Source organism: Streptomyces sp. NBRC 110035 (assembly GCF_000829695.1).
Taxonomy (GTDB): Bacteria; Actinomycetota; Actinomycetes; order Streptomycetales; family Streptomycetaceae; genus Streptomyces.
Window position 1 is genome coordinate 22,494 of the sequence record NZ_BBNN01000049.1, and the last position, 23,821, is coordinate 46,314.

15 protein-coding genes are annotated in these 23,821 nt (G+C 73.0%); 13 read left to right on the forward strand and 2 right to left on the reverse strand.

The genetic code is table 11. The features are described from left to right. Positions 1-134: 134 nt before the first annotated feature. From TU30_RS29660 to TU30_RS33120, 6 genes are all read left to right on the forward strand, one after another. On the forward strand, positions 135-797 hold the full coding sequence (locus TU30_RS29660) for a hypothetical protein (RefSeq protein WP_370626735.1): 663 nt from the start codon (positions 135-137) through the stop codon (positions 795-797). After that, positions 794-1,348 (forward strand): YkgJ family cysteine cluster protein, encoded by a 555-nt coding sequence (locus tag TU30_RS29665; RefSeq protein ID WP_158719391.1) that lies wholly within the window; start codon positions 794-796, stop codon positions 1,346-1,348. Before TU30_RS29660 ends, TU30_RS29665 begins: the two co-directional genes overlap by 4 nt. Beyond that, entirely contained in the window at positions 1,345-2,460 is a 1,116-nt protein-coding gene (locus TU30_RS29670; protein WP_052479960.1) for a sugar-binding transcriptional regulator, read from the forward strand. The genes TU30_RS29665 and TU30_RS29670 overlap by 4 nt, the downstream gene beginning before the upstream one ends. An 8-nt stretch (positions 2,461-2,468) precedes the next feature. Then, entirely contained in the window at positions 2,469-3,215 is a 747-nt protein-coding gene (locus tag TU30_RS29675) for a type VII secretion system-associated protein (RefSeq protein WP_063837666.1), read from the forward strand. After that, positions 3,212-6,343 carry a hypothetical protein gene (locus TU30_RS29680; RefSeq protein WP_052479961.1) on the forward strand — a complete coding sequence of 1,044 codons (3,132 nt, stop codon included), beginning with the start codon at positions 3,212-3,214 and terminating at the stop codon, positions 6,341-6,343. Before TU30_RS29675 ends, TU30_RS29680 begins: the two co-directional genes overlap by 4 nt. Positions 6,344-6,437: 94 nt before the next feature. Beyond that, the gene (locus TU30_RS33120) at positions 6,438-7,775 is read left to right on the forward strand and encodes a hypothetical protein (protein ID WP_052479962.1); all 1,338 of its coding nucleotides are present in this window, start codon (positions 6,438-6,440) and stop codon (positions 7,773-7,775) included. A gap of 96 nt (positions 7,776-7,871) precedes the next feature. Here TU30_RS33120 and TU30_RS29690 read toward each other — a convergent pair whose 3' ends face one another. After that, complete coding sequence (locus TU30_RS29690; protein WP_042175952.1) at positions 7,872-11,204, reverse strand: right-handed parallel beta-helix repeat-containing protein; 3,333 nt, start codon at positions 11,202-11,204, stop codon at positions 7,872-7,874. A gap of 119 nt (positions 11,205-11,323) precedes the next feature. Between TU30_RS29690 and TU30_RS29695 the strand changes: the two genes are divergently transcribed. After that, positions 11,324-12,595 carry a S8 family serine peptidase gene (locus tag TU30_RS29695; RefSeq protein WP_063837667.1) on the forward strand — a complete coding sequence of 424 codons (1,272 nt, stop codon included), beginning with the start codon at positions 11,324-11,326 and terminating at the stop codon, positions 12,593-12,595. A 695-nt stretch (positions 12,596-13,290) separates the two neighbouring features. Here the strand turns inward: TU30_RS29695 and TU30_RS29700 are convergent. Next, on the reverse strand, positions 13,291-17,283 hold the full coding sequence (locus tag TU30_RS29700) for a type VII secretion protein EccC (protein WP_042175955.1): 3,993 nt from the start codon (positions 17,281-17,283) through the stop codon (positions 13,291-13,293). Positions 17,284-17,688: 405 nt separating this feature from the next. Here TU30_RS29700 and eccD point away from each other — a divergent pair, with 405 nt between their 5' ends. The 6 genes from eccD to TU30_RS29730 all read left to right on the forward strand — a co-directional run. Beyond that, a complete protein-coding gene (eccD, locus tag TU30_RS29705) occupies positions 17,689-19,086 on the forward strand; it encodes a type VII secretion integral membrane protein EccD (protein WP_042175958.1) in 1,398 nt (465 codons plus the stop codon). Positions 19,087-19,105: 19 nt separating this feature from the next. After that, positions 19,106-20,590, forward strand: coding sequence for a type VII secretion protein EccB (gene eccB, locus TU30_RS29710; protein WP_042175961.1), 1,485 nt, complete (start codon positions 19,106-19,108; stop codon positions 20,588-20,590). Between the two features lie 384 nt (positions 20,591-20,974). Next, positions 20,975-21,325, forward strand: coding sequence for a hypothetical protein (locus tag TU30_RS29715; protein ID WP_042175963.1), 351 nt, complete (start codon positions 20,975-20,977; stop codon positions 21,323-21,325). Positions 21,326-21,527: 202 nt separating this feature from the next. Further along, entirely contained in the window at positions 21,528-21,848 is a 321-nt protein-coding gene (locus TU30_RS29720) for a WXG100 family type VII secretion target (RefSeq protein WP_042175966.1), read from the forward strand. A gap of 28 nt (positions 21,849-21,876) precedes the next feature. Further along, on the forward strand, positions 21,877-22,320 hold the full coding sequence (locus TU30_RS29725) for a type VII secretion system-associated protein (protein WP_042175968.1): 444 nt from the start codon (positions 21,877-21,879) through the stop codon (positions 22,318-22,320). Positions 22,321-22,404: 84 nt separating this feature from the next. After that, positions 22,405-23,821 (forward strand): AAWKG family protein (locus TU30_RS29730; protein ID WP_042175971.1); only part of this gene is annotated, 1,417 nt, incomplete at its 3' end.

A 23,821-nucleotide genomic window follows, 5' to 3' on the forward strand; every position in this document is an offset into this window, starting at 1 on the left:
GTCCGTTTGCCTCATCCGGCTGCCGGTCGGCCCGGCCGGCCGGCGACAAGGTCTGGCCAAGTCCGACGCCGTTGACCGCGGGCGGCGTACGTGCCACGCGCGCGGGGGGACGAGGCCCTGATGAAAGGAGCGACGTGTTGACGACTGGCGGTGCGCCGCGTACACGCGCCGAATGGCATGCTGCCCGGACGGAGAACCTCTGTACCCGCGGGGCGCGCTTCGTCACCGGCTCGGACATCGCCCGCATCTCCCGGGCCCTCGCCCTGGAGCCCTGGCATGTCACACAGACCGCGCCCGCGGCCGCCGACGATCCGACCGGGATCGTCACGGACGGCGGCCGGCGCCGGGTGAACCTCCGCCTCGCGAACGGCTCGCACGGCTGCGTCTTCCTGCTGCGCACCTCCGGTGGCCTCGGCCGCTGCGGACTCGGCGACCTCGCTCCCGTCTCGTGCCGGGCGTACCCCGCCCGTCTGGGAGACGGCACCGCCCCGGCCCCGGCGGCGGATGCCGGGCAGACCGGTGCCACGACGTCCGGTGCCACGCCGTCCGGCGGGCCCCGGCGGTGGACCGAGAAGGACCTCGACCAAAAGCTGCTGACGGAGGTCAGGAACGACTGGACGGCGGACCGCGACCACTGGTTCGAGGTCGTCAAGCGGTGGAACGCCCTGGCCGCCGAGTACGAAGGCGCCAAGCCGGCCGACGACGAACCCGGCATCCGCGACTTCCAGCGCTACCTCCTGGAGGCGTACGCCGCCCGCGAGGCGGGCACGGCCTGGCCCGGGGAGGCGACGTCGTGAACGGAAGCGGAGTCAATGTCGCCGGATGCGCCACCTGCACGGGCGACTGCTGCCGGAGGTACAAGGTGGGCGTCACCGCCGCCGACATGCGCAGGGTCGCCGCCGGAACCGCGCTGCACCCCGAGGAGTTCATCACCCTGCTCAAGGACGACACGGGATTCAAACTGGTCCCCGAGGGGCCGACCCTCGACCTCTACCTCGTGCGCAGGCCGGAGACCGGCGGATGCGTGTTCCTGATGGAGATCGACTCGGGCAAGGCCCGCTGCGGTGTCTACGCCCATCGACCCCTGGTGTGCAGCAACTTCCCGACCACCCTCGAACGGGGCGCGGTCGGCATCCGACAGGACACCGTCTGCGGACCGGACTCGTGGAATCTCGCCGCCATGGAACTGACCACGTACCGGCGCGACCTCGAACGCAACCGCGAGGCATGGGCGGAGCACCGGCGCCTGACCCGGAAGTGGAACGCCGCCGTGGAGCGGGGCGAGCGGGAGCGCACCGCCCGGGAGCTCTACGACTTCCTGCTCGGCCCCGACCGGACCGGCCGATGAGACTGCAGAGAGACGAGCGGCCGGACGAACGGTCGAGCGAACCTCGCGGTGGCCGGCGCGACGACCCGGTCGGGCCCTGCGAGCCGGAGGCCCCCTCCGCGCCGCTCGACCGGCTCCTCGCCGCCTCCGTCGCCCGGCGGTTCTACCTCGGCAACCAGTCGAAGGTGGAGATCGCCAAGGAGTTCGACATCAGCCGCTTCAAGGTGGCCCGCCTCCTCGACGCGGCGGTGGCCCACGACATCGTACGGATCGACATCACCGTCCCGGCCGAGATCGACGCCCCGCTCGGGCAGGCACTGGCGGAGCGGTTCGGACTCCGGCACGCCGTTGTGGTCAACCTGACGGACGGCGAGGGCGAGGAGGGCGGCACGGCGCGCCCGGCGGGCCGGCACCGGGTCAGCCGCTGGCTCGGCACGGCGGCGGCCCAACTGCTCTCGGAGACCGCCGAGGAGGGCGACGTCATCGGGCTGGACGGCAGCCCCGAGGTGGACGCGCTCAGTGAGGCGGTCAACCGGCTGCCGCCGTGCGACGTCGTCCAGCTGACCGGAGTGCACGGACCGGACCTCGCCCGCGATCCCGCGGTTGCGGCGGTGCGCCGTACCGCCGCGGCCGGTGGCGGCCCCGCCTTCCCCCTCCACATCCCCTTCGTCCTGCCGGACGCCGCGACCGCGACGGTCCTCAGGAGCCAGCCGGCCGTCGCCGGAACGGCGCACCGCTTCGGCCGCATCACCCGGGCCGTCGTCGGCATCGGCGCGTGGGGCGCCGGCCTGTCGACGATGTACGACGCCCTGGGCGACGCGGAACGCGAGACGTACCGGGCGTCCGGCGCGTGCGCCGATGTGGCCGGCCATGTCCTCGACGCGTCCGGCGAGGTGATCCACACGGAGCTGAACGCCCGCATGATCTGCGTGAGCGCCGCCGAACTCCGTGCCGTGCCCGAGCTGATCGGCGTCTCGGGCGGTGCGCGGAGCGCCGAGGCGATCCGCGCAGTCCTGAAGTCCGGCCTGCTCACCTCGGTCGTCACCGACACGACGACCGCCCGCCGTCTGCTGTGGCACGACGGCGCGGACGACACGGCGCGGACGGTCTCGTCGCCCCGAACCACCGAATGAGGACAGCAATGACCCAGCAGGGCACCGGCAGTGCCGTCGCCGTGAGCGAGCCGACGGCACCGGAGGGCACGGGCCCGGGCGCGGGCGCGGAGCTTCCGCCCGTGCCCGACGACATCCGTGAGGCCGGCCGGCTCGCCCCGGACCACTGGCTGGGGGCCGTCGATCCGATGTGGTCCGGTCAGGAGCGGCCGCCGCGGTGGGCGATGCCCGGCCGCTGGCGGTCCGGCCTCGACGGCGAGATCGTCGAGTGGGAGGAGAACCCCGACTACCGGCCGTCCCCCCTCGCGCTCGGCTGGCCCGAACCGGAGGACGAGGTGGACCACGCCGTCCAGCTCGCCTCGGCCGGCTACGGGCCCGGCGAGGCGGTGCCGGCCGCGCTCGTGGGCCGTGAGGTCGCCGTGCTGACCGGGCCGGACGGCGGTCCGCTGAGCGCCGCGACCCCGGAGGGGACCCCCGTCGTACCGGTGTTCACCTCGCCCGCGTTCCTGCACACCGCGGGGCGCCTGGCCTTCGAACTCGTCGGCGTCGCCGACCTCGTGCCGCGGATTCCCGAGGGGCACGCGCTCTATCTGAACCCCTCGGCCGCGGTGGGCATGCTGCTGGACGTCGACGCCGTACGCGACGCGATCCGATCGGGCACGGAGGACGGAGCGGACGTACGCGGGCTGTCCGGAGAGCGGCAGAGCGGTGTGCGGCAGCGGCCCGCGCGGGTGCTGACCGAGGCCGTTCACCCGGTACGGGGGACGGACGCGTGAGCCGCTGGCCGTCCGTCGTCCCGCGCCGCGGCGGCAGGTCCGGTACGGGGCGCGGAACCCGGCGCCCCGCCGCCGAGCCGCACGGCGGCGCCGGAGACCGGGGGGCCGTCGGTGCCCCGCCCGTCGAGGACGTCGACGGCGTCCTGCTGGTCCGCTCGGTCGACGACGACTCCTTCCCGCTGGACACCCTGCTCGAAGTGGCGGGCGCCGTCGGCACGGAGGAGGACGTCGTCACGGTGGTCGTCGGCTCCGCCGCCGGAGGCGGACCCGCCGGTGCCGAGCACTGGGCGCGGCTCGGTGCCCTGCTGGACACCCTTCGTTCGCAGGGCACCGACCGGGTCCGGCTCGTCATGCCCGGCGCCGGGGACGACCGGCCCGAGCGGCCCAGCGTCGCCCGCCGGATCGCCGACGCCTGGGAACTGGAGGTCATCGCCCCGGACGGGACCGTACTGGTCACCCCCGGCGGCGTGCTCTTCGTCCACGGCACCGCCCGCCCCGGACCCGGATGGTGGCGGTTCGCGCCCGGCGAGGCACCCCGCAGGCTGGGCCCGCGTGCCCCCGCTCCCGCATGGCAGGAGGCGCTGGGCCGGGTGCCCGTGCGCACCACCGGCGGCTGCGTGGTGGACCGGATACCGGCGGGCGTGGTGATCCGCCCGGCCGAGGCCCCCGGCCCGGCCCCCGACGACCTGTGCTTCGCGGTACCCGTCGACTTCGAACGTCCCACGGTCCTGGTCGGTGCCCCGCAGGCGGAGGACGTCGCGGCCGACGAGGTGGCCGCCGTGCTCGCGACCCTGCCCGTGGCCCAGCGCTCCCGTGTCCGGCTCGCGCCGGGCGGCCGACGCGACCTGCTGCGGCTCGGCCAGTCCGTCGCCGACCTGCTGGGCGCCGAGATCGAGGTGCTCACCGGCCTGCCGCTGATCGCCGACCACGCACCGCCCGGAACGGACCCCCGGCCGACCCTGGTGGGACGGGACGGCAGGCCGAGCTGGCAGCCGTTCGTGTCCGCCGTGGTCTGCGGGCCCACCGACGCCGAGGGCCGTACGCCCGCTCCCCGGCCGGTGGCCACCCACATGCCCGACTGGATCCTCGGCGGCACCGAACCGGGGACCGTACGGCTGACGGACCGCTGGCAGGCCACCGTCACCCGGGCCGGACTCGCCCTGTGGGCACCGGACGGCCCGCGTCCCGGACCGGTGGGCCCGGCCGTGGACCCGGAGGTGTGCGCCATCGAACTGGGCATGCCCGGCCAGCCGTTGGACGGCTCCCTGCTGCCCGCGCTGTCCCGGCTGCTGCGCGGCCTCGGCGCCGACACCCGGGCACGGGCCACCCTGCTGGTGCGCGGCCGGCTCGTGGGCGGCGACGGCGAACTGCGCAGGCTGGCCGCCGAACACGGCGTGCCGGGCATCCGCTACGTCACCGCCGCACGCCGCGCGGGCGCCGGTACCGCGGCCCGCCGCCCCGGCACGGCCCCGGCCGGGGTGCCCGGGGAACGTGCCTCCGCCGCGGCGGCGGTGCCCCCGCCGGACCTCCGGCTCACCTCCTTGCCGACACCCTCGCAGGCCGGACGCCGGCCCGGTCCCGGTCCCGGTCCCGGGCCGGAGGGCGGCCAAGTGGCAACGGCCGGAGCGGCCGCAGCTCCGGCCGTGGCTCCGGCGAGCGGCAGGCCGCTCGGCCGCCCCGCACCCGGCTCCACCGCCAAGTCGTCCCACCCGTCCGGAGGTTCACGGTTGGGTGAGGACACGGGTCGTTCCGGTGGCACCCCTGGACGGACGACGCCGGAAACCGCCCCGAACGGCGGCACCGGGACAGGAACGGCAGGGGGCGACAGCAAGCCGGTCGTTCCCTCCGGTGGTTCACGTGCCGGTGAGGGCGGGGGCCGTGATGGTGGCGGGTCCGGGGCCGGTGCGGGGCCGGGTGGGCGTACGGCGTCCGGGGCCGGTGCGGTGCCGGGTGGGGGGTCCGGTGGGGACGGCGAGGTTCTGGCCGGGGGGCGGGTGCCTGAGGTCGAGCAGGCTGTTCCGGCCGGTGGGACGGCCCGTGCGGCGTCGGAGCCCGAGGCCGGCGGCAGCCGGGCCGCACCCCCGGGGACCGACGCCGAGGGCATGGTCACGGAAACGGGCACGGGTGCGGGCACCGGCGAGGCGTCGCGCGGCGCCGGAACCGGTCGCAGGGCGCCGCAGGCCGAGACACGGCCGTCGTCCGCTTCGGCGCCGGCTCCCGAGGTGTCGCCGGGCCCCGCCGCGCCGGCGTCCGGGACCGGGGCCGGGATCCCGGGTACCCCGCCCCCGCAGGCCGCCCCGATGCCGGGCGCCGCGCCTGCCCCGGCCGCCCCGAAGCCCCCGCCCCGCCAAGCGCGTACCGCGCACCTCCCCTTCGTCCCCGGGCATGTCAGCGGGGCCGCCGAGCGGGCCGCGTTCCGGGAGTTCGCGGCGGGGGTCTGGGAAGCGCACGCCGCCGCGGTCTCCCGGCTGCTCACCCGGATGCCCGCGCTGCGCGGCCACGAGCTGGAGGCCGCGCGGATCGACCTCGTCGCGGCGCACGCCTACCTCACCGCCGAGGAGGGGCCGTTGCACCATCGCGAGCTGATCCGGGACCTGCACTCCGGCGAGGGCCGCCTGCTGCCCTACGCCGGATGCCTGGCATCCGCCCTGCGGCGGCTGCCCTCCTACCGCGGAGTGGCACTGCGCGGCGGGGACCCCGCCGGGCCCGAGCCCGGGGTCGGCACGCTGCTGCAGGACCCCGGCCCGGTCAGCGCGCTGGCCGGAACCCCGGCGCTCCCCGCCGGGGCCGCCGTACGGTACGCGATCTGGTCCGTCACAGGCCGCAAGGTACGGCAACTGACCGACCGGCCCACCGGATCCGCACGGACGAACGAAGAGATCGTCTTCGTACCGGGGACCGGCTTCCGGGTGCTGGGGGTACGGACCGTGCCCGCAGGCCCCTCGGTGGTGCTGCTCCGTGAGCTCCCCGGGAACGCGACCGCCTACATGGACGGGTCGGAGGAACTGAGCGGACTGGACCTGAAGGCGCTCGCGCACCTCGAGGAGACGCTCTCCAGGGAGGACCGCGTCGGCGGGGGCCGGGGCTGGCCGGAACGCTGCACCGGGCCCGTGGGCCAGGACGGGTAGCGACGGGCGACGGGTGACGCGTGGGGAACCACTCCACCCGGTCGGCCCACGGACAGAGATCACCACCGATCACGTACACAGTCCAAGGAGAATGATGACAAGCAGCCAGAACCGGTCGTCCCCGGACGGGCCGGAGCGAGAACCCCATGCCACGGGCGCTTCGTCCGTCCGCCGGGCGGTGTCCCTGGGCCCGGCCGTGGCCGACCCGGGCGCGATGCTGGCGCCCGCCGCACGGCCGTCCGCCGTCCCGGCGAGCGGTACGGGCGCCCATGAGGGAAACGGAGGCGACGAGAGCAACAAGAGCGAGGCGGCACCCGCGCAGTCCGCCGCAGCGGGCGCCACGGGCACCACGGCCGCGGAACCGACCACGACGGCCGACCCCTCCTCCTCCTCCTCCACCACCACCACCGCGACGACCGCGGTCACGACGGCCACCGCCGGCACGGCCGCCGCGCTCGCCGCGCAGCCGCAGGCGCGCGCGCAGGCGGCCCCGGAGGCCGAGGGTTCGGCTCGCGGCATGGCGGCAGCCGGTGGTGCGGCGGGCGCAGCCGGTGCGGCTGCCGCGGGCGGGGCGGGCGAACCGCCCTCCGGTAAGCCGAAGAAACCGCTGCTCGCCGCCGCCGGTATCGCCGGCGCCGTCCTGCTCGCCGTGCCGCTGCTGATCTGGGCCACGGACGACGGCAAGACGAAGAAGGACAGCGTGGAGGTGGCCGCAGGTTCCGACACCCTGCTCGACGAGGAGCCCCTGGACGTGCCGAAGGGCGCGTACGCCCCGGCCGAACCCTCGCCGGAGCCGTCGACCGAGAAGCCCGCGGCCAAACCGGCCCCCGTCGTCAAGGCACCCGTACCGGTGCTGACGTCGGCGCCGCCCCGTGAGCCGGTCGAGAAGAAGGAGACGGAGAAGAAGGCGGAGACGGTGGAGAAGGCGGAGACGGTGGAGGCGAAGAAGGCCGAGGAGAACCCGCCGCCCAAGCTCCCGGGGAACACCGCCGGGGCCGCCGTCCAGCGTCTCGCCGCGGCGAACCCGGGCCGGCACATCTGCTACCGGGCCTATGTCAAGGACATCGGCTGGCAGACCCCGCGGTGCGACGGAGCCGTCGCGGGTGTCCAGGGCAAGGGCATCAAGGCCCTGAACATCGCGGTGTCGGGGACCAAGGGTCTGTCCGCCAACGAGTTCATCCAGAAGGACGGATGGACGACCAAGTGGGAGAGCGTGGCCAACGGCATCGACCTGGTCCTGGGAAGCTCCAGTCAGAGCGCGCCGAACATCAGCGGCTTCACCATCGACGTCGGTGAGGGCCACGTCTGCCAGAACCACCGCGTCGGCGGGCACGACTGGGGCGGCCTGGCGTGCGACACGGTCGACCCGTGGGTTTTCGGCGGATCGACGGAGCCGCACCTCTGGCTGGAAGTCGTCCGGTTCACCGTGTGAGCGGGATGTGAGGGGTTTGACAGACAGGCGAACGCCCGCCGGTGTGTTCCTCCGGCGGGCGTTCGCCCTCACCTCACCGCGCGGCCGGACGCGACCTCACAGGGCGGCCTGCTGCCGCCGCGCGGGCGGCAGGTCCTCGGGCAGCAGCGTGGTGAGGTCGGCGAGGCTCGGCGACCGGAGCCCGCCCAGTCTGCGGGCCTGGCTGGTCATCATGGACTCCAGCAGTTGCCGGGCGAGCCGGGCGTTGCCGAAGGACCGGTCGCGCGGGATGGCGTCCACATGGGCGCGCAGCGCCGCGAGGGTGTCGTCGGCGCACTCGTACCCGGAGGAGGCCGCGTGCCGGGACACGATGGTGACCAGCTCGTCCGTGCTGTAGTCCTCGAACTGCACGTACTTGGAGAACCGCGAGGTCAGACCGGGGTTCGAGGCGAGGAAGCGCTCCATCTCCTCGGTGTATCCGGCGACCACGACCACGATCTCGTCGCGGTGGTCCTCCATCAGTTTCAGCAGGGTGTCGACGGCTTCGCGGCCGAAGTCGTTGGAGGACCCCTCGGGGGTGAGGGTGTAGGCCTCGTCGATGAACAGCACGCCGCCCAGCGCGCCCGTGAAGACCTCCTTGGTGCGGGCCGCGGTGTGGCCGACGTACTGGCCCACCAGGTCCGCCCGCGCCACCTCCACCAGGGAGGCGCGGGGGAGCACCCCCAGCGAGTGCAGGAGCCTGGCGTAGAGCCGGGCGACGGTGGTCTTGCCGGTGCCGGGCGGCCCGCTGAAGACCAGGTGGTTGCTGATCCGGGGGGCGGGCAGCCCCGCCGCGATCCTCTGCCGGGCGTTGGACAGCAGGCTCACCAGGTCGGTGACCTCCCGTTTCACGGCGCCGAGGCCCACCATGGCGTCGAGTTCGGCCATCGGGTCGACCGCGTCGTCCCCGGTCCGTCCCGTGCCGCCGTCGCCTCCGACGGCCGCCGCCTCCTCGTCCCCGACGTCCTGCGGCAGCAGCAGCGTCAGGTCGTTCTCGGCCGGGTCCGCCATCGCCGCGAGGCGGAACGCCTGCCGGTCCACCATGTCCTCGAACACCCCGCGGGCCGCACGGCCGTTGCCGAAGGAGGCGTCGCGCGTCATCGCCTCGAAGCGTACGGACAGGGCCTGACGGGTCAGCGGCCCGAGCTCGAACCGGTGCTGGGCGCACATGGACTCGGTGATGGTCACCAGCTCGTCCACCGCGTAGTTGTCGAACTCGATGGTGCGGGTGAAACGGGAGGCGAGACCCGGGTTGGCGGACAGGAACGACTCCATCTGTTCGGAGTATCCGGCCGCCACCACGACCACGTCGTCGCGGTGGTCCTCCATCAGTTTCAGCAGGGTGTCGACGGCTTCGCGGCCGAAGTCGTTGGAGGAGCCCTCCGGGGTGAGGGTGTAGGCCTCGTCGATGAACAGCACGCCGCCCAGCGCGCTGGTGAACGCCTCGGTGGTCTTGATGGCCGTACCGCCGATGATCTGGGCGACGAGGTCGGCGCGGGCGACCTCCACCAGGTGACCGCTGCGCAGTACGCCGAGGTCCGCCAGGATGCCGCCGTAGAGGCGGGCGACGGTGGTCTTGCCGGTGCCGGGCGGCCCGGCGAAGATCAGATGCCGGCTCATCGACGGCACCGGCATGCCGAGCCGGCGGCGGCGCTCCGCGAGCTGGTTCAGGTTGACCAGCGTGTTCACCTGGTGCTTGACGTTGTCCAGTCCGATGAGCGCCTCCAGTTCGGCCAGCGGACTCTGCGGCCCCGACTCCTTGCCGGAGCCGCCCGCGCCGCCGTCCTCGCCGTCCAGATCGGCGCTCTCGCCCCAACTGTCCGCAAGACCGTTGTCCGCGCTGGTCAGCAGGTCGACCGAGAGCCGCTCGCTCGCACGGCTCTGGCGCAGGCCCGCGCCGCGGTTGTCGCGCACCACGCACCGGGTGACGTCCACCGGCTCGGCGCTGTCGATCCGTACGCCGTCGCCCGTGCTGCCGACGACCTCGCATCCGATGAGCGCTGCCCGGCCGCCGCGCGCCACCTGGATGCCGTGGGCCTTCGCACCGATCACCCTGACCCGCTCCAGGGTGATCTCCGCGCCGTCCCGCACGGTGATGCCCGCGTCGGCGCTGTCGTTGACCTCGCAGTCCCGCAGGACGCCCCGGCCGCGCTCGCCGACGACGACACCCGAGCGGGCGGCGGAGGTCAGCACGGTGTCGCTGACCTCGGGGTCGGAGTCGTCGTCGATGCTCAGGCCGCAGCCGCCCGCGGACTCGACCTCGCAGTGCTCCAGCCGGCCGCGGCCGTCGTCGGTGATCTCGATGCCGTGGCCGCCCGCCCCGACCACCCGGGCCCGGCGCAGCAGGGGGTTGGCGGCGGAACGCACCGCGATGCCGACGCCCGCCGCGTCCAGCACCTCCAGACGGTCGAACTCGGCCGTGGAGTCGTCCGCGAGGAGCACCGCCCCGCCGGTGTCGGCGCAGTCGCTGACCACGGTGTCCCGCAGCAGTGGGGCACTGCCCTCGACGACACGGATCGCGGCCTCCGTGGAACTGTGGAACGCGCAGCCCTCCATGGTGCCGCGCGAGCGGTCCAGGACGAGCAGTCCGCTGTTCTTGGTGCGCCGGGTGACGCACCGGGCCAGCAGCGGGTCGGCACCGCCGGAGACGACGACGGCGCTCTGCGCGATGGACTCGAAGGTCGTCTCCTCGATCTCCGGCCGGGACATGCTCGACACCAGCAGGCCCACCGAGGTGTGGTGGACGGTGCACCGCAGCACCCGGGTCGAGCTGTGGCCCTCCAGGGCGATGGCCGGCTTGTCGGTGCCGGAGATGTCGCAGCCCTCCACGGTGCCCCTGGCCTCACCACTGGCGAGGACGCCGTTGGCCCGCGCGCCCCGGATGCGGCAGTCGCGCACCAGAGGCGAGGCCGTCTCGCCGATGACCACCGCGGACGTGCCGAAGTTCTCGAACACACAGTCCTCGACGATGCTTTCGCTCTCCGAGGAGTCGACGAGCCCCGCGCCGCCCGGGTTGCCGATCCGGCAGCCGCGGGCGGCCAGCGAGCCCTTGCCGCGCACCAGCAGCGCCGTCCAGCCCGCGCCGGTCACCGTGCAGCCGTCGAGGGCGGCCTGGCCTGCCGGCACGTCGACGACCGCCGCCTCCTTGTCGCGGCCCCGGATCGTGAGACCGCTGAGCATCACGGCGTCGGCCATGAGGCTGACGGCGGTGCCGCTCCGCGGGCAGAGTTCCACCGTGCCCGGCTCGCCCTCGCCGACGATCGTCACCCGGTTGCGGATGACGAGGTTCTCGGCGTAGCGGCCGGGACGCACCCGGATCACCGCCCCGGTGCGCGCCTGGGCCAGTGCCTCACCGATCGTCCGGTAGCCGTCCGACCGTTCCGGGTCGACCGTGAGTATGTGCCGTGCCACGCGCCTCGAACCTCCTTGTGTTGCCGCGACTTCGACTCGCCGCGCCCGGGGCCTGTCCGGTGGATCAGGCCGTGGACGCGGCGTGCGCCCAAGCATGTCATGTGCATATCATGCACTTCATGCGGAATGTCATGAAATACCGGTGTGCGCGTCTCGCGCCGGCCGTCGCCGTCACCGTCGCCGTCGTCCTGCCGGTCACCTGGGGGACCGCCCTCGCCGCACCGGCCGCGCCCCACGCGTCCGGAGCCCCGTCGGCGACCTCCGGCGATGATCCGGGGACCACCCTGCTGCCCCCGCTGCCCGTCCGGCTCGGCGAGGGCAATCCCTGCACCGGGGAGTCGGGCGAGACGGCCACCATGGCGGCGTGGTCGCAGACCACACTCGGCCTGCCGCGGGCCCAGCGGATCACCCGCGGCGGCGGGGTGACCGTCGCGGTGGTCGACACCGGCGTCGCCTCCGGCGTCCCCGGCCTGTCCGGGCGGGTGACGGCCGCCGACGGCGCCGGGGAGGACTGCGTGGGCCACGGCACCTTCGCCGCCGGCCTCATCGCCGCCGCGCCCCGGACGGGCAGCGGCATCACCGGCGTCGCCCCGGAGGCCCGGATCCTCGCCCTGCGGGGCACCGACGACCGCGGCGTCCCCTCGGTGGAACGTGTCGCGCTCGGCATCCGCGAGGCCGCGGACCGCGGTGCGAAGGTCATCTACGTCGGCCAGGCGCTGCGCACCGGACGGGCCGAGCTGACCGAGGCCGTCGCCCACGCCACCCGGCGCGACGCCCTGGTCGTCGCCCCCGCCGCCCCGGACGCCGTGACCCGCGAGGAACGCGGACCCGACGGGGAGATGCCCGAGGGGCCGTACTGGCCGGCCGCCGTGCCGGACGTGCTGGCCGTCGTGGACTTCGGGGCGGGCGGCGTACGGCAGAAGAACGCCCCGCCCGCCCACGAACCCGACCTGGCCGCGCCCGGCAGCGGCATGGTCAGCGTCGGACCCGGAGGCACGGGCCACTACATCGGCTCCGGCGCCTCGCTGGCCGCGGCGGGCACCGCGGGTGCCGCCGCCCTCGTCCGCGCCTACCGGCCCGAGCTGACCGCACACGAGGTCTCCCGGCAGCTCCTCGCCGCCGCCTACCCGTCGGACACACCCCGGCTCGACCCGTACGCCGCCCTGACCGTCGTCCCGGACCAGAACACGGCGTCCCCGGCCGCACCGGTCCCGGCCCACCTGCCCGCCCCGGCCGACCCGACCCCCCACCGGCGCTCCCTGACCATCGCCGCGACGGGCCTGGCGCTCGTCCTCCTCCTCGCAGCCGCCGCCGCGGTCGTCCCCCGGGGCCGGGCCCGCAACTGGACCCCGCCGGGCCCCCGAACCCGGAACACCCCCACGGGCCGGTAGCCCGCACCCGGCACCGCTTCCGACAGCGGGCCGGGAGCCGGGGCCCGAAGGGACGAGGGCCGGGGCGGGCGGGCGGACGTCGAAGCACACCCGGCACACCCGGAGCCGCGAACCCGTCCCCGGGCACGACGGCAGCCCGGGGACAGCACGGCTGATGACGTGGTGGCTCGCCACCGCCGCCCCGGTGCTCCCCGCCCCGCCCCCGGCTTCGACGCATGCCGCGAGCCCGGCGACACCCGGCCGGGCGGTGGCCGGGCACGGGAAGGGCCGGTGCGCGGGGAAACGCGACCGGTGCCGCGAAAGTCGGAGGGGTCCCCTCTCCGGGTACGGCCGCCCGGCGGCGCGGGTGTGGGTGTCCTCGGCCGGTGTCCCGGCGGCCTCCGTCCCGCTCAGGGCCTCGGCCCGGGGCGGGAGGGCCGGGAGCCCGGCGGGCGGCCGGGCCGGGGTGCCCGGCCGCGCCGTGACGGTGTCGGGGCGGTGTGCGCCCCGATGCCTTCGGCGGCCCCGGAGCGGCGAGTCCGCCTGCGGGGCCGGACGGCCGCAGGCCGTGCGGACCACGACACACGGGCTTGTCGCCGGAGCCGGGACGGCCCCGCCCGTTCCGCTCCCGCGCCCCGCGCGTGCCGCGGGCCCGGCCGTCGGCCGGGCCGGGGCCCGGCCGGCGGTGGGGTGGAGTGCGGGGTGGGAAGGGGGCATCAGCTGGGGTTCTCCAGCAGGGCGGTCTGGATCTGGACGGTCTTGCGGCGGGCGATGCGCACCGCGCGGCCGGGGATCAGTTCGCGGCCCTTCACACTGCCGAAGAGGTAGCCCTCGCTGGGCGGGCAGGACATCAGCAGGCCGGGCGTGTTGACCTCCTGGAGCCGGCGCAGCAGCGACTCGTTGAGGCCGCGCCCGGCGCCCGCGGAGGAGCGCGCCACGATCAGGTGCAGGCCGACCTCGTGGCCGAGCGCGAGATGGTCCAGCAGCGGGGCGAACGGCTGCGACATGGGTCCGCTGCCGACCATGTCGTAGTCGTCGACCAGGATGAACAGCCGCGGCCCCTGCCACCAGTCGCACAGCCGCATCCGCGACGGCGCGATGTCCTCGCCGGGCACCCGCTGCCGTACCGCCCTGGCCGCCCCGTCCACGAGGTCCTTCAGCATGTCCGTGGAGACCGCGTGGCCGAGCCGGTAGCGCTCCGGGACGCTCTCCACCAGCTCCCGCCGGTAGTCCACCGTCATGATGCGGGCCTCGGAGGGGGTGTACCGCTCGGTGATGCCCCGGGCGATCACCCGCAGCAGGTTCGTCTTGCCGGACTCGCTGTCACCCACCACGATCATGTGCGGGTTCTCGGTGAAGTCGTGCCACACCGGCGCGAGTTCGTTCTCGTCGAGGCCGATGGCGATGCGCAGGCCCTGATCGCCCTCCGGCTCGGGCAGCTCCTCGACGGGCAGCGAGGCCGGCAGCATCCGTACCCGGGGCGCGGCCGGCCCCGGCCAGCTCTCGCTGATCGCCGAGACCAGCCCCGCGACCCCGTCGGCGAGGTCGTCGGCGTCCTCGACCCCGTCGATGCGCGGCAGCGCCGACAGGTAGTGCAGCTTGTCGGAGGTCAGGCCCCGCCCCGGGCTGCGCGGAATCGTCGCCGCCTTGCGGGAGTCGATCTGCGAGTCCATCGGGTCACCCATCCGCAGCTCCAGCCGGGTACCGGTCTGGTCGCGCACCGAGGACGACAGCTCCACCCAGCGGGCGGTGGTGATCAGCAGATGGACGCCGTAGTTGAGCCCGCGGGCGGCCAGCGCGTTGAAGGTGGGAATGTGCCGGTCGAAGTCCTGGCGCACGGTCGACCAGCCGTCGATGACCAGGAAGACGTCCCCGTGCGGCTCCCCGGGAAACTCGCCCGCTGCCCGCCGCTTGCGGTACGTGGGCATGGAGTCGATGCCGTGCTCCAGGAAGAACCGTTCCCGCCTGCCGAGCAGCGTGCTCACCTCGGAGATCGTCCGGCCCACCCGCTCGGTGTCCACGCGCGCGGCCACCCCGCTCATGTGCGGCAGCCCGTCCAGCGCCGCGAGCGTGCCGCCGCCGAAGTCCAGGCAGTAGAACTGCACCTCGCGCGGGGTGTGGGTGAGCGCGAGACCGGTGATGAGCGTCCGCAGCAGGGTGCTCTTGCCGCTCTGCGGCCCCCCGGCGATGGCCACATGGCCGCCGGCCGCCGACAGGTCCACCGTCAGCAGGTCACGCAGCTGGTCGAACGGCCGGTCCACCACACCCACCGGCACGGTGAGCCGGCCCCGCAGCGGCCAGTCGGCCGTCGTCAGGCCGTAGTGCGCGTCCGGCGCCAGCGGAGGCAGGATCTGGTCGAGGGTGGCCGGTGCGCCCAGCGGCGGCAGCCACACCTGGTGGGCGGGCGGCCCCGAACCGCGCAGCCGGTCCAGCGCCACCGACAGCAGCGTCTCGCCGCTCTCCGCGTCACCGCCCTCCGGACCCTCCGCCTCTTCCTCCCCGCCGGGCCCACCCGCGGGATCCGGGTCGGCCGGCGCGCGCGGCACCACCCACTGGGCCGTCCACGGCACCACCTGACGGGCCACCTGCGCCTGCACGAGGGCACGCCGCCGCCGGTACGGACCGGAGACGTACGCGGCACGGAACCGGGTCAGCGCGTCGACACCGCTCTTGAGGAAACCGGCACCCGGCTGCGCGGGCAGCTCGTACGCGTCCGGCACCCCCAGCACGCCCCGGCTCTCCATCGCGGAGAAGGTCCGCAGACCGATCCGGTACGACAGGTGGCTCTCCAGCTGGTGCATACGGCCCTCGTCCAGCCGCTGCGACGCCAGCAGCAGGTGCACCCCGAGGCTGCGCCCGAGGCGGCCGATCATCACGAACAGTTCCATGAAGTCACGGTGCGCGGACAGCAGTTCGCTGAACTCGTCGACCACCACGAACAGGCTCGGCAGCGGCTGCAACGGCACCCCGGACTGGCGCGCCTTCTCGTACTCCAGGGCGGAGGTGTAGTTGCCGGCCGCCCTCAGCAGCTCCTGGCGGCGGATCAGCTCGCCGTGCAGGGCGTCCTGCATCCGGGCGACCAGCGACACCTCGTCCGCGAGGTTGGTGATGACCGCGGAGGTGTGCGGAAGCTCGTCCAGGCCGAGGAAGGTGGCGCCGCCCTTGAAGTCGACGAGGACGAAGTTCAGCGTTTCGGACGAGTTCGTCAGCGCCAGCGACAGCACGAGGGTGCGCAGCAGCTCGCTCTTGCCGGAACCGGTGGCGCCGATGAGCATGCCGTGCGGACCCGTACCGCCCTGCGCGGACTCCTTGATGTCCAGCTCCACCGGCCGGCCCTCGCCGCTGACCGCGATCGGCACCCGCAGCCGGGCACTGCCCGTGTACCGCTCCCACAGCGTGGCCGGCTCGTGCCGGTGCAGATCGGGGATGTTCAGCAGCGAGGTCAGCTCGACGTCGCCGGAGAACGGCTTCGCGTCGTCACCGCCGATGCTCATCCGGTACGGCGCGAGCAGCCGGGCCAGCGCCCGCGCCCCCACCGGCCCCAGCCGGTCGGGCCTGCCGAGCACCGTCGACTGCTCCTTGCGGTCCCGGTCGGTGCGCACCAGCGCGACACCGTTCTCCTCCACCTCGAGCCGCAGCGTGGTCCGTCCGGGCTTCCAGGCCAGGGCCCCGGACAGGTCGAGCACCACCGCGTTGCGGAACCCGTGCCCGTCGAACCGGTGGCCCGCGGGCACCGTGCACCCGTCGATCACGATCACCGTGTACGGCTCCTCGCGCCCCGGCACCGCGTCCGGGTCGGCGCCGGGCCGCTCGTGGAACTCGGCACCGAGCAGGCCCTCCAGCTCGTTGAACGCCGAGGCGATCATGCGGGTCGGCCCGGCGCCGTCCTCCTCGTGCCGGTGCAGACTGTGCGGGAGCCACTTCGCCCACTCCCACTCGGAGCGCCGCTCGTCCGAGACGCACAGCGCGATCCACAGGTCGTCGGGGGAGTGGAACACCGCCAACTGCGCGAGCAGGGACCGCGTCAGAGCCCGTACGTGCTCCTCCTCGCCCCGCAGCAGCACCTTCGACCAGGCCCGCAGGTAGATCGCGATGGGCTGGTCCCGCACCGTCGAGTAGGCGCGGGTGAAGCTGCGCAGCGCGTGCGCGGACAGCGGCTCCAGGTCCTCCACGGGTTTCGTCGACAGCGGTGTCAGCTTCATCGCGAGGCGCTGGTCGCCGACGCCCATCCGGACCTCCGCGAAGTCCTCGTCGGACGCCCGCCGTTCCCACAGCCGGGTGCTGCGCACCAGCGACGACAGCGCGTCGGGCGCGGGGTGGCGCCAGGCCAGGGCACGCTGCTGGTCGACGACGGACGCCCGCACCTTGCGCCGGGTCTGGCGCAGATAGCGCAGGTAGTCGCGGCGCTCGCCCTTCATCCGCTGCTTGCGCTCGCCGTTGCGGCGCATGACCTGACCGAGCATCATGCCGGCGGACGCGATCACCATCACGCCGAGCGCGATGTAGATGAACCCGCCGCTGGACCGGCTCATGCCGGGCCGCATGAACATCAGCATCATGGAGACCGACATCAGCGCCATCGGCAAGTATGTCCATACCGCGGAACTGTCCGGCACGACTTCCGGAAGGGTCGGCGGTTCCTGGAGACTCAGCTCCCCCGACGGCAGTTCCGGTCCTCTGCGGCGTGCCGGCCTGCGGAACAGGATCACGCTCAACGAATGGCCTCCTCAATGATCTCGGAACAATTCCGCGGTAACGGCACGGAATTACCCGGTGCCCGCCTGCACACGCCCGCCGGAAATACGCCCCCGTGAAGTCCACCTCGAAGTCCGCCCCGAAGTCCGGCGGGGTGCGGAAGAGAGGAAACGCAGGAGCGCAATGCGTCACAGTCCCACGCCGTGGCTGCGGGAAAATTACCGCAGGCTTCCCGGACGCTGAATTCTTGACCGGTGTTGCGAAAAGGACCGGCCTGCCGTCAAACTCGTCGGCGCGTGCCCCGTCCGACGTCCTGTCGCGATCGAGCGACCGACCGGTGTGCCGCTGTCACCCTCCAGCCACCGCGCAACCCGTGACCGCCAGAAAGCGTGAACCCGAACCCATGACGGACATCGCCCATGACTGACACCCAGGCGGCCAGCCTGTGCCGCGTCACCGTACGCGCCCCGGCCAGGACCGTCGACCTGGCCGTGCCCTCCGACGTCCCCGTCGCCGACCTGCTGCCCACAGTGATCGGTTACGGAGGGGACGACCTGGAGGAAGCAGGCCTGGAGCACGGCGGTTGGGTACTGCAACGCCTCGGCGGCCCACCGCTCGACCCCGAGAGTACCTTGGACTCCCTCGGTCTGCGGGACGGTGAGGAGCTTTGTCTCCGCCCCCGCACCGAGGCGTTGCCCGAAGTGCACCTCGACGACCTGGTCGACGGCATCTCGGCCACCATGCAGCAACGCCCGCACGGCTGGAGCCCCGAGGCCGGCCGGCGGCTCCTGCGCGGCCTGGCCGTGGTCACCCTCGCCCTCGGCATGGTGCTGCTCGCCCTGCCGGGAACCGAGGGCTGGATCCGGGCCGTCGCCGCGGGCACGGCCGGACTGCTGCTGCTCGCCGGCGCCGGCTCCGCGACCCGGGCCGTCGGCGACGCCGGAGCCGGCTCGGCGCTCGGCCTCATGGTCGGCCCCTACTTCGCCCTGGCCGGCTGGCTGCTGCCCGGCGGCGACCTGGGCGGAGCCGACGGCGAAGCCGTCCTGGGCGCACGCCTGCTGGCGGCGTCGGCGGCCGGCGGCGCGGGAGCGGTGCTCGCCCTCGCGGCGGTCGGCGTGTACCCGGCCCTGTTCATCGGCGTGGCCTGCGTCGCCGCGGCCGGAGCGCTCGGCGCCACCCTGATCACCCTGAACCTGACGCCGGACCAGGCCGCCGGGGTGGTCGCCGTCGTGGTCGTCCTGTTCGGCGGGTTCGTCCCCTCGCTGTCGTTCCGGCTCTCCGGCATGCGGATGCCCCCGCTGCCCACCAACGTCCAGCAGCTGCAGCAGGGCATCGACCCGTACCCCGCCTCCGACGTCGAGGCGCGGTCCATGCTCGCCGACGGCTGGATGACCGCCTTCTACGGCGCCATCGGCCTCGTCTGCCTGCCCTGCCTGGTGGCGCTCGCCGCCGATCCCGGCCTCGCCGGGATCCTCACCGTGGTCGCCCTCTCGCTCCTGTTGCTGCTGCACAGCAGGGGGCTCGGCAACGTCTGGCAGCGCCTCGCGCTGACCACCGCCGGTGCCTGGGGCGTGGTCCTGCTGCTGTCCGTGTCCGCCCGTTCCCTCGGCCCGACGGACCGGCTGACCCTGACGGCCGGCCTGATGGGCCTCGCGGCCGCCCTCGCCATCGCCTCGTGGACCGTCCCCGGCCGGCGGCTCGTCCCCTACTGGGGGCGCGCGGCCGAACTGCTGCACTCACTCGCCGCCATCAGCATCCTGCCGCTGACGCTCTGGTCCATGGGCGTCTACGGCCTGCTCCGCGGCATCAACGGCTGAACCCGGGAGAACGGCGAGCATGCACAGCAAACGGGACCAAGTACAGGCGCACCTCTTCATCATGGGGAGGCTGGCCTCGGCCATGCTGCGCGCCGAGCCCGACGACCCGGAGAGCCCCCTGGGCCGGACCAACCGCGGCGCCGCGATCGGCGTGGTCATCGCCGTGCTGGTGTGCGCCGGAGCCTTCGTCTTCGGCCTCATCCAGCCCGGCGGCAACAACTCCTGGCGCTCCGGCGAGAACCTGGTCGTCGACAAGCAGACCGGCGCGCGCTACCTGTACCTCGACGGGCGGCTGCGCCCGGTCCGCAACTACGCGTCGGCCCGGCTGATCGCCGGCGGCGACCTCGGCGTCACCACGGTCGGCACGTCCTCGCTGGCCGGCACACCGCACGGCACCCCCGTCGGCATACCCGACGGTCCCGAGGCACTGCCGTCCACCGGCGACCTGGACCGTACGCCGTGGCTGGTCTGCTCGGGCGTCCGCCCGAGGTCGACCGGCGTCGTCGCGGCCACCACGACCCTCGCCCTGGGCACCGGCACACCGCGCGACGTCCCCGGCGCACGGCACCTGGGCGAGCAGGACGGCCTGCTGGTCACCGGACCGGGCGACTCCACCTACCTGCTGTGGCAGGGAAGCAGGCTCCGGCTCGACGAGCGGGCGAACGCGGCCGGGGCCCTCGGCTACGGAAGCGTCACCCCGCGCCCCGTCTCCGCCGCCTTCCTCGACTCCTTCCCGCAGGGACCCGACCTGTCCCCGGCCGACGTGCCGGGCCGGGGCGGGAAGGGGCCCGAACTGGCCGGGCGCGCCACCAGGGTCGGGCAGCTGTTCCGGGTCGACGTCCCCGGCTCGGCCCCCCGCTACCACCTGCTGGCCGAGGAGGGCCTGGTGCCGCTCACGGCCACCGGCGCGACCCTCCTGCTGGGCGACCCGCAGACCCGCGAGAAGGCCTACGGCGGCGGCGCCGCGACCGTGGCGACGCTCGGGGCGGACATCCTGACCGAGCATCTCGCCCCGGCCTCCGCGAGCGCCGCGGTGAACGCGGCGAAGCTGCCCGAGACCCCGCCGAAGGCGGTCGAGGTCGGCTCCGGCTCCGCCGCCTGCGCGGCCGTCGACTCCACGGACGGCGGCGTCCGGGTCGGCACGTCCGTGCTGCCCGAGAACGTGCTGCCCGAGCCCGTCCAGCCGCCCGCCGCCGAGGTCGTACCGGCCTGCCTGAAGGTGGACTCCATCGCGGTGCGAGCCGGAAAGGGCGCGCTGGTGAGGGCGTTGAGCGCGAGCGGCAGCGCCCTGGGCGACACCACGTACCTGGTGACGGACACGGGCGTGAAGTACCGGCTGCTGTCCCAGGAGGGCGTCGAGGCGCTGGGCTACGAGGGCGTCGAGGAGCGGACCATGCCGTCCCCGATGCTGGCCATGCTGCCCAGCGGCCCCGACCTCACCCCCGAGGCGGCCTCCTCGGGCGAGGCCCGGGTGACGCTGCGCTGCCCGCGGGAAGAGGGATGAGCGGGGACCGGCGGCAGCGATCCGGCCCCGGGTAAGCCATCCGACAGGGAAAATCTTGGATTCGGTGATGTCACCTCGCGTTAAACCGGACGACCGGCGGTGCCGCGCGGAAGGAGGCGATGCCCGATCTGTCCGGCCGTTCCCGCACCGCCGCTCAGGTGAGCGACGTGAATTCTCCCCACCTGCTCAATCGAGCGTCGCGGAAAGGGGTATGGGGGTGCCCTGGGCGTCCCGAGGTCAATTGCCAAACAAGTTGCGGCGCGCATAGCATTTGGCCGCCCCATGATCCGGCGAACCACCTGGTGATCGCAGGGACACCCTGTCTGCCCACGGGGTGATGTGGGATCCACAGGTCGGTGAAATTCACCGAAAGGGAGTTCTCTCATGGCCATGCAGCAGTCCGAAGAACAGGCGACCCGCAACGGGATCATGGCGCTGGAACAGGCTTTCACCGGTGTCCAGCGCTGCCAGGGGGACGTCCAGTCCACCTCGCACACCCTCGCCTCCCATTACGGCGGTGCGGACGGCGGCAAGTACAAGTCGCTGCTCGAGCAGTGGGACAGCCACGTCGACACCATCCTGATCAACCTCGACCGGATGGTCGACGAGCTCAACACCACCCTCACGGAGCACGGTCTGGTGCAGGGCTCCTCGAGCGAGATCATCGACCAGGAGTACTCGCGCTCCACCGCCGTGTTCGACGAGCTCAACGGCACGAACACCCACAGCAACTGACGTTCCCGGCCGACGCGGCCGTCCCGCCGCGGGCGTCGGCGCGTGCGTCCGGCGGCGCCTGCCCGCGCCGCTCCACCACCCCGCGGCAGCGCCCCGCACACGCCCACGGCCGTCACTGCCCGGCGGTCACGGTCCCGCCCACAGGCCGTGCCGCGCACATCTTCCGTAACCCGCGGTTCCCGCGGCGAATCGAGGAATTCCGATGGACTTCTCCGACGGTTACATCTACGTCGACTACAACCACGCCGAAGGCGCGGCGGACGACATGGTCAGCCAGTCGAAGGCGATCATGAGCATCCTGGCCAACCTCGAGATGGAGCTGGCCGAGCTCAGGAACAGCTGGGTCGGTGACGACCGCGAGGTGTACAGCGAGGTCCAGGCGAAGTGGGACAACGCTGTCGAGAACATCAAGAACCTGCTGGCCAACCACTCCAGCCTGCTCACCGACATCTCCTCCAACTACCGCTACACGGAGCAGAACCTGTCGCAGCGGTGGGGCGACATCCGCATCGGCAGCCGCTGACGACTGCCGGTGACGGAAGGGTGATGACGTGGCCGTCACGGTCCTTGACAGCGAATTCCTGAGACAGTTCATCAACCACCAGATCACTGACTTCAGGAAGACGCTGGAGAACATCCTCAAAGACGACGCGCATGCCGGCCCGGCGATCTCGTACATCGCGGACGCCATCTCGACCACCACGATCGATGCCGCGAAGCCTCTCGTCATCGGGCTCATGGCCGGAGAGAACAGCGCGGTCGGCGGGGGCGCCCTGAACGGGGTCATCCAGAAGGGCGCGGGCGAGGTCGAGCGGATCCTCGAGGCCCAGGGAGTCCTCTTCGAGGACATCGAGGAGGCCTTGTGGGACACCATCGACCAGCTGGCCAAAAGCCAGAACAAGAACCTCGAGAGCATCACCGCGGACGAGTTCATGGACATCTTCGAGGATGTCGACAGCGACTTCGACAATCCGGGCGCCCCCGACGAGGACTGACCGGGTCACCCGACAGCAGGTGACCCCGGGCGGTTCGACGCACACCCGGTAGTTCTCCTCCCCACCACCTCGCGGAGCTCGGCGATGGCCAACCCCGAAGACAACAACAACGACAACTGGAAAAAGGCAGTTGACATGCTCACCGGCTACATCCTGCCGGAGCGGAGCACGTTGTTCGAAAATCTGAAGGGCAACGACGGCATCCCGTTGATCCACGTCCGGCTGGACAAGGAAGGCGGACCGGGATATTCGTCCGGGTTCCTTTCCCCCAGTGGCTGGAAGACGAAGAACACCGACTACACCCTGCCGTTCTACCGTCCCAGCAGTGACACGGAGGACGTGTCCGAGGGCAGCAACCTCTACCGGTACCGGGCGTACATCACCTTTCTCGGTTCGGGCCAGGCCTGGCCGCCGAGCGGTGACGACATCATCCCGGGCTACACGAAGACCAGTGAGGTCCTGAAGGACAAGGGAGGCTGGAACAAGGAGGGCGAGAAACTCGACTGGGACACCAACCCCCTGGTCCAGTACCTCTACGGTTCCCGGGACGCCCTCTCGCAGCTGACGATGTGGCCCTACTCCACCCACGGGTACACGAACCGTGACCTCAAGGTGGACGACGCCAACTACGTCGACCTGCGGTCCTTCACGGAGGCCGCCAAGGCGTTCGACCGGGTCGTCACGTTCTTCGAGGACAGCCAGGTCACCGTCGGCACGTGGGACACCGAGGACATCGGAGAGGGCAGTGAGTCCTGGGACGGCACCTCGGCCGCCATTTTCAAGGAACTCATCCACAAGCTGGCACGCAACTACGAGGGGTACGCGGACCAGCTCAACGGTGACGGCGGTGAAGGCTCCGCCCTCACCATCGACGGTGTGACGGTGACGTCCGAGCCGGCCCGCGCCCTCGCCGAGGCCCAGCAGATCATCCTCACCCAGGCGCAGAACCTCTACGACGCCTGGGAGGCGTGGAAAGCCGAGAGCAATCCGCAGCGCTGGCTCTACGACATGCTCGAGGACGCCCGGCTGACGCTCTTCGACACCCAGTACGACAAGACCGACATCGAGACGGTGAGCTACGGCTCCGGACTGTACACGTCCTGGCACAACAACGTGGTGGCCACGACCGGCTTCCAGAACGACATCGTCATCGAGGGCAAGTCGTACGGCAGGCCCAGCGAGATGTCGACGTGGAAGGCGATCGGCGACGAGGCGGTGCGCCGGTGGGAGCAGTCGGTGCAGGACTGGCTCAGCACGGCGGGCGCCACGGCCATTGTCGAAATCCACAAGGCGTTCAAGACGGCTCAGGACGCATTTGACACCAGCATAACCGACAGGGACAGTCGGCCTCTTTCGGAGATCTCCGCCGAAGCAGAATCGGACGCCGAGAAGAAGAAGGCGAAAGAAGAAGCGGACGCCGCCAAGGCGCAGGCCGAAAAGGAGAAGGCCGAGGCCAAGGCGGAACGTGACGCCGAGAAGGCCGCCCTGGAGAAGGAGAAGG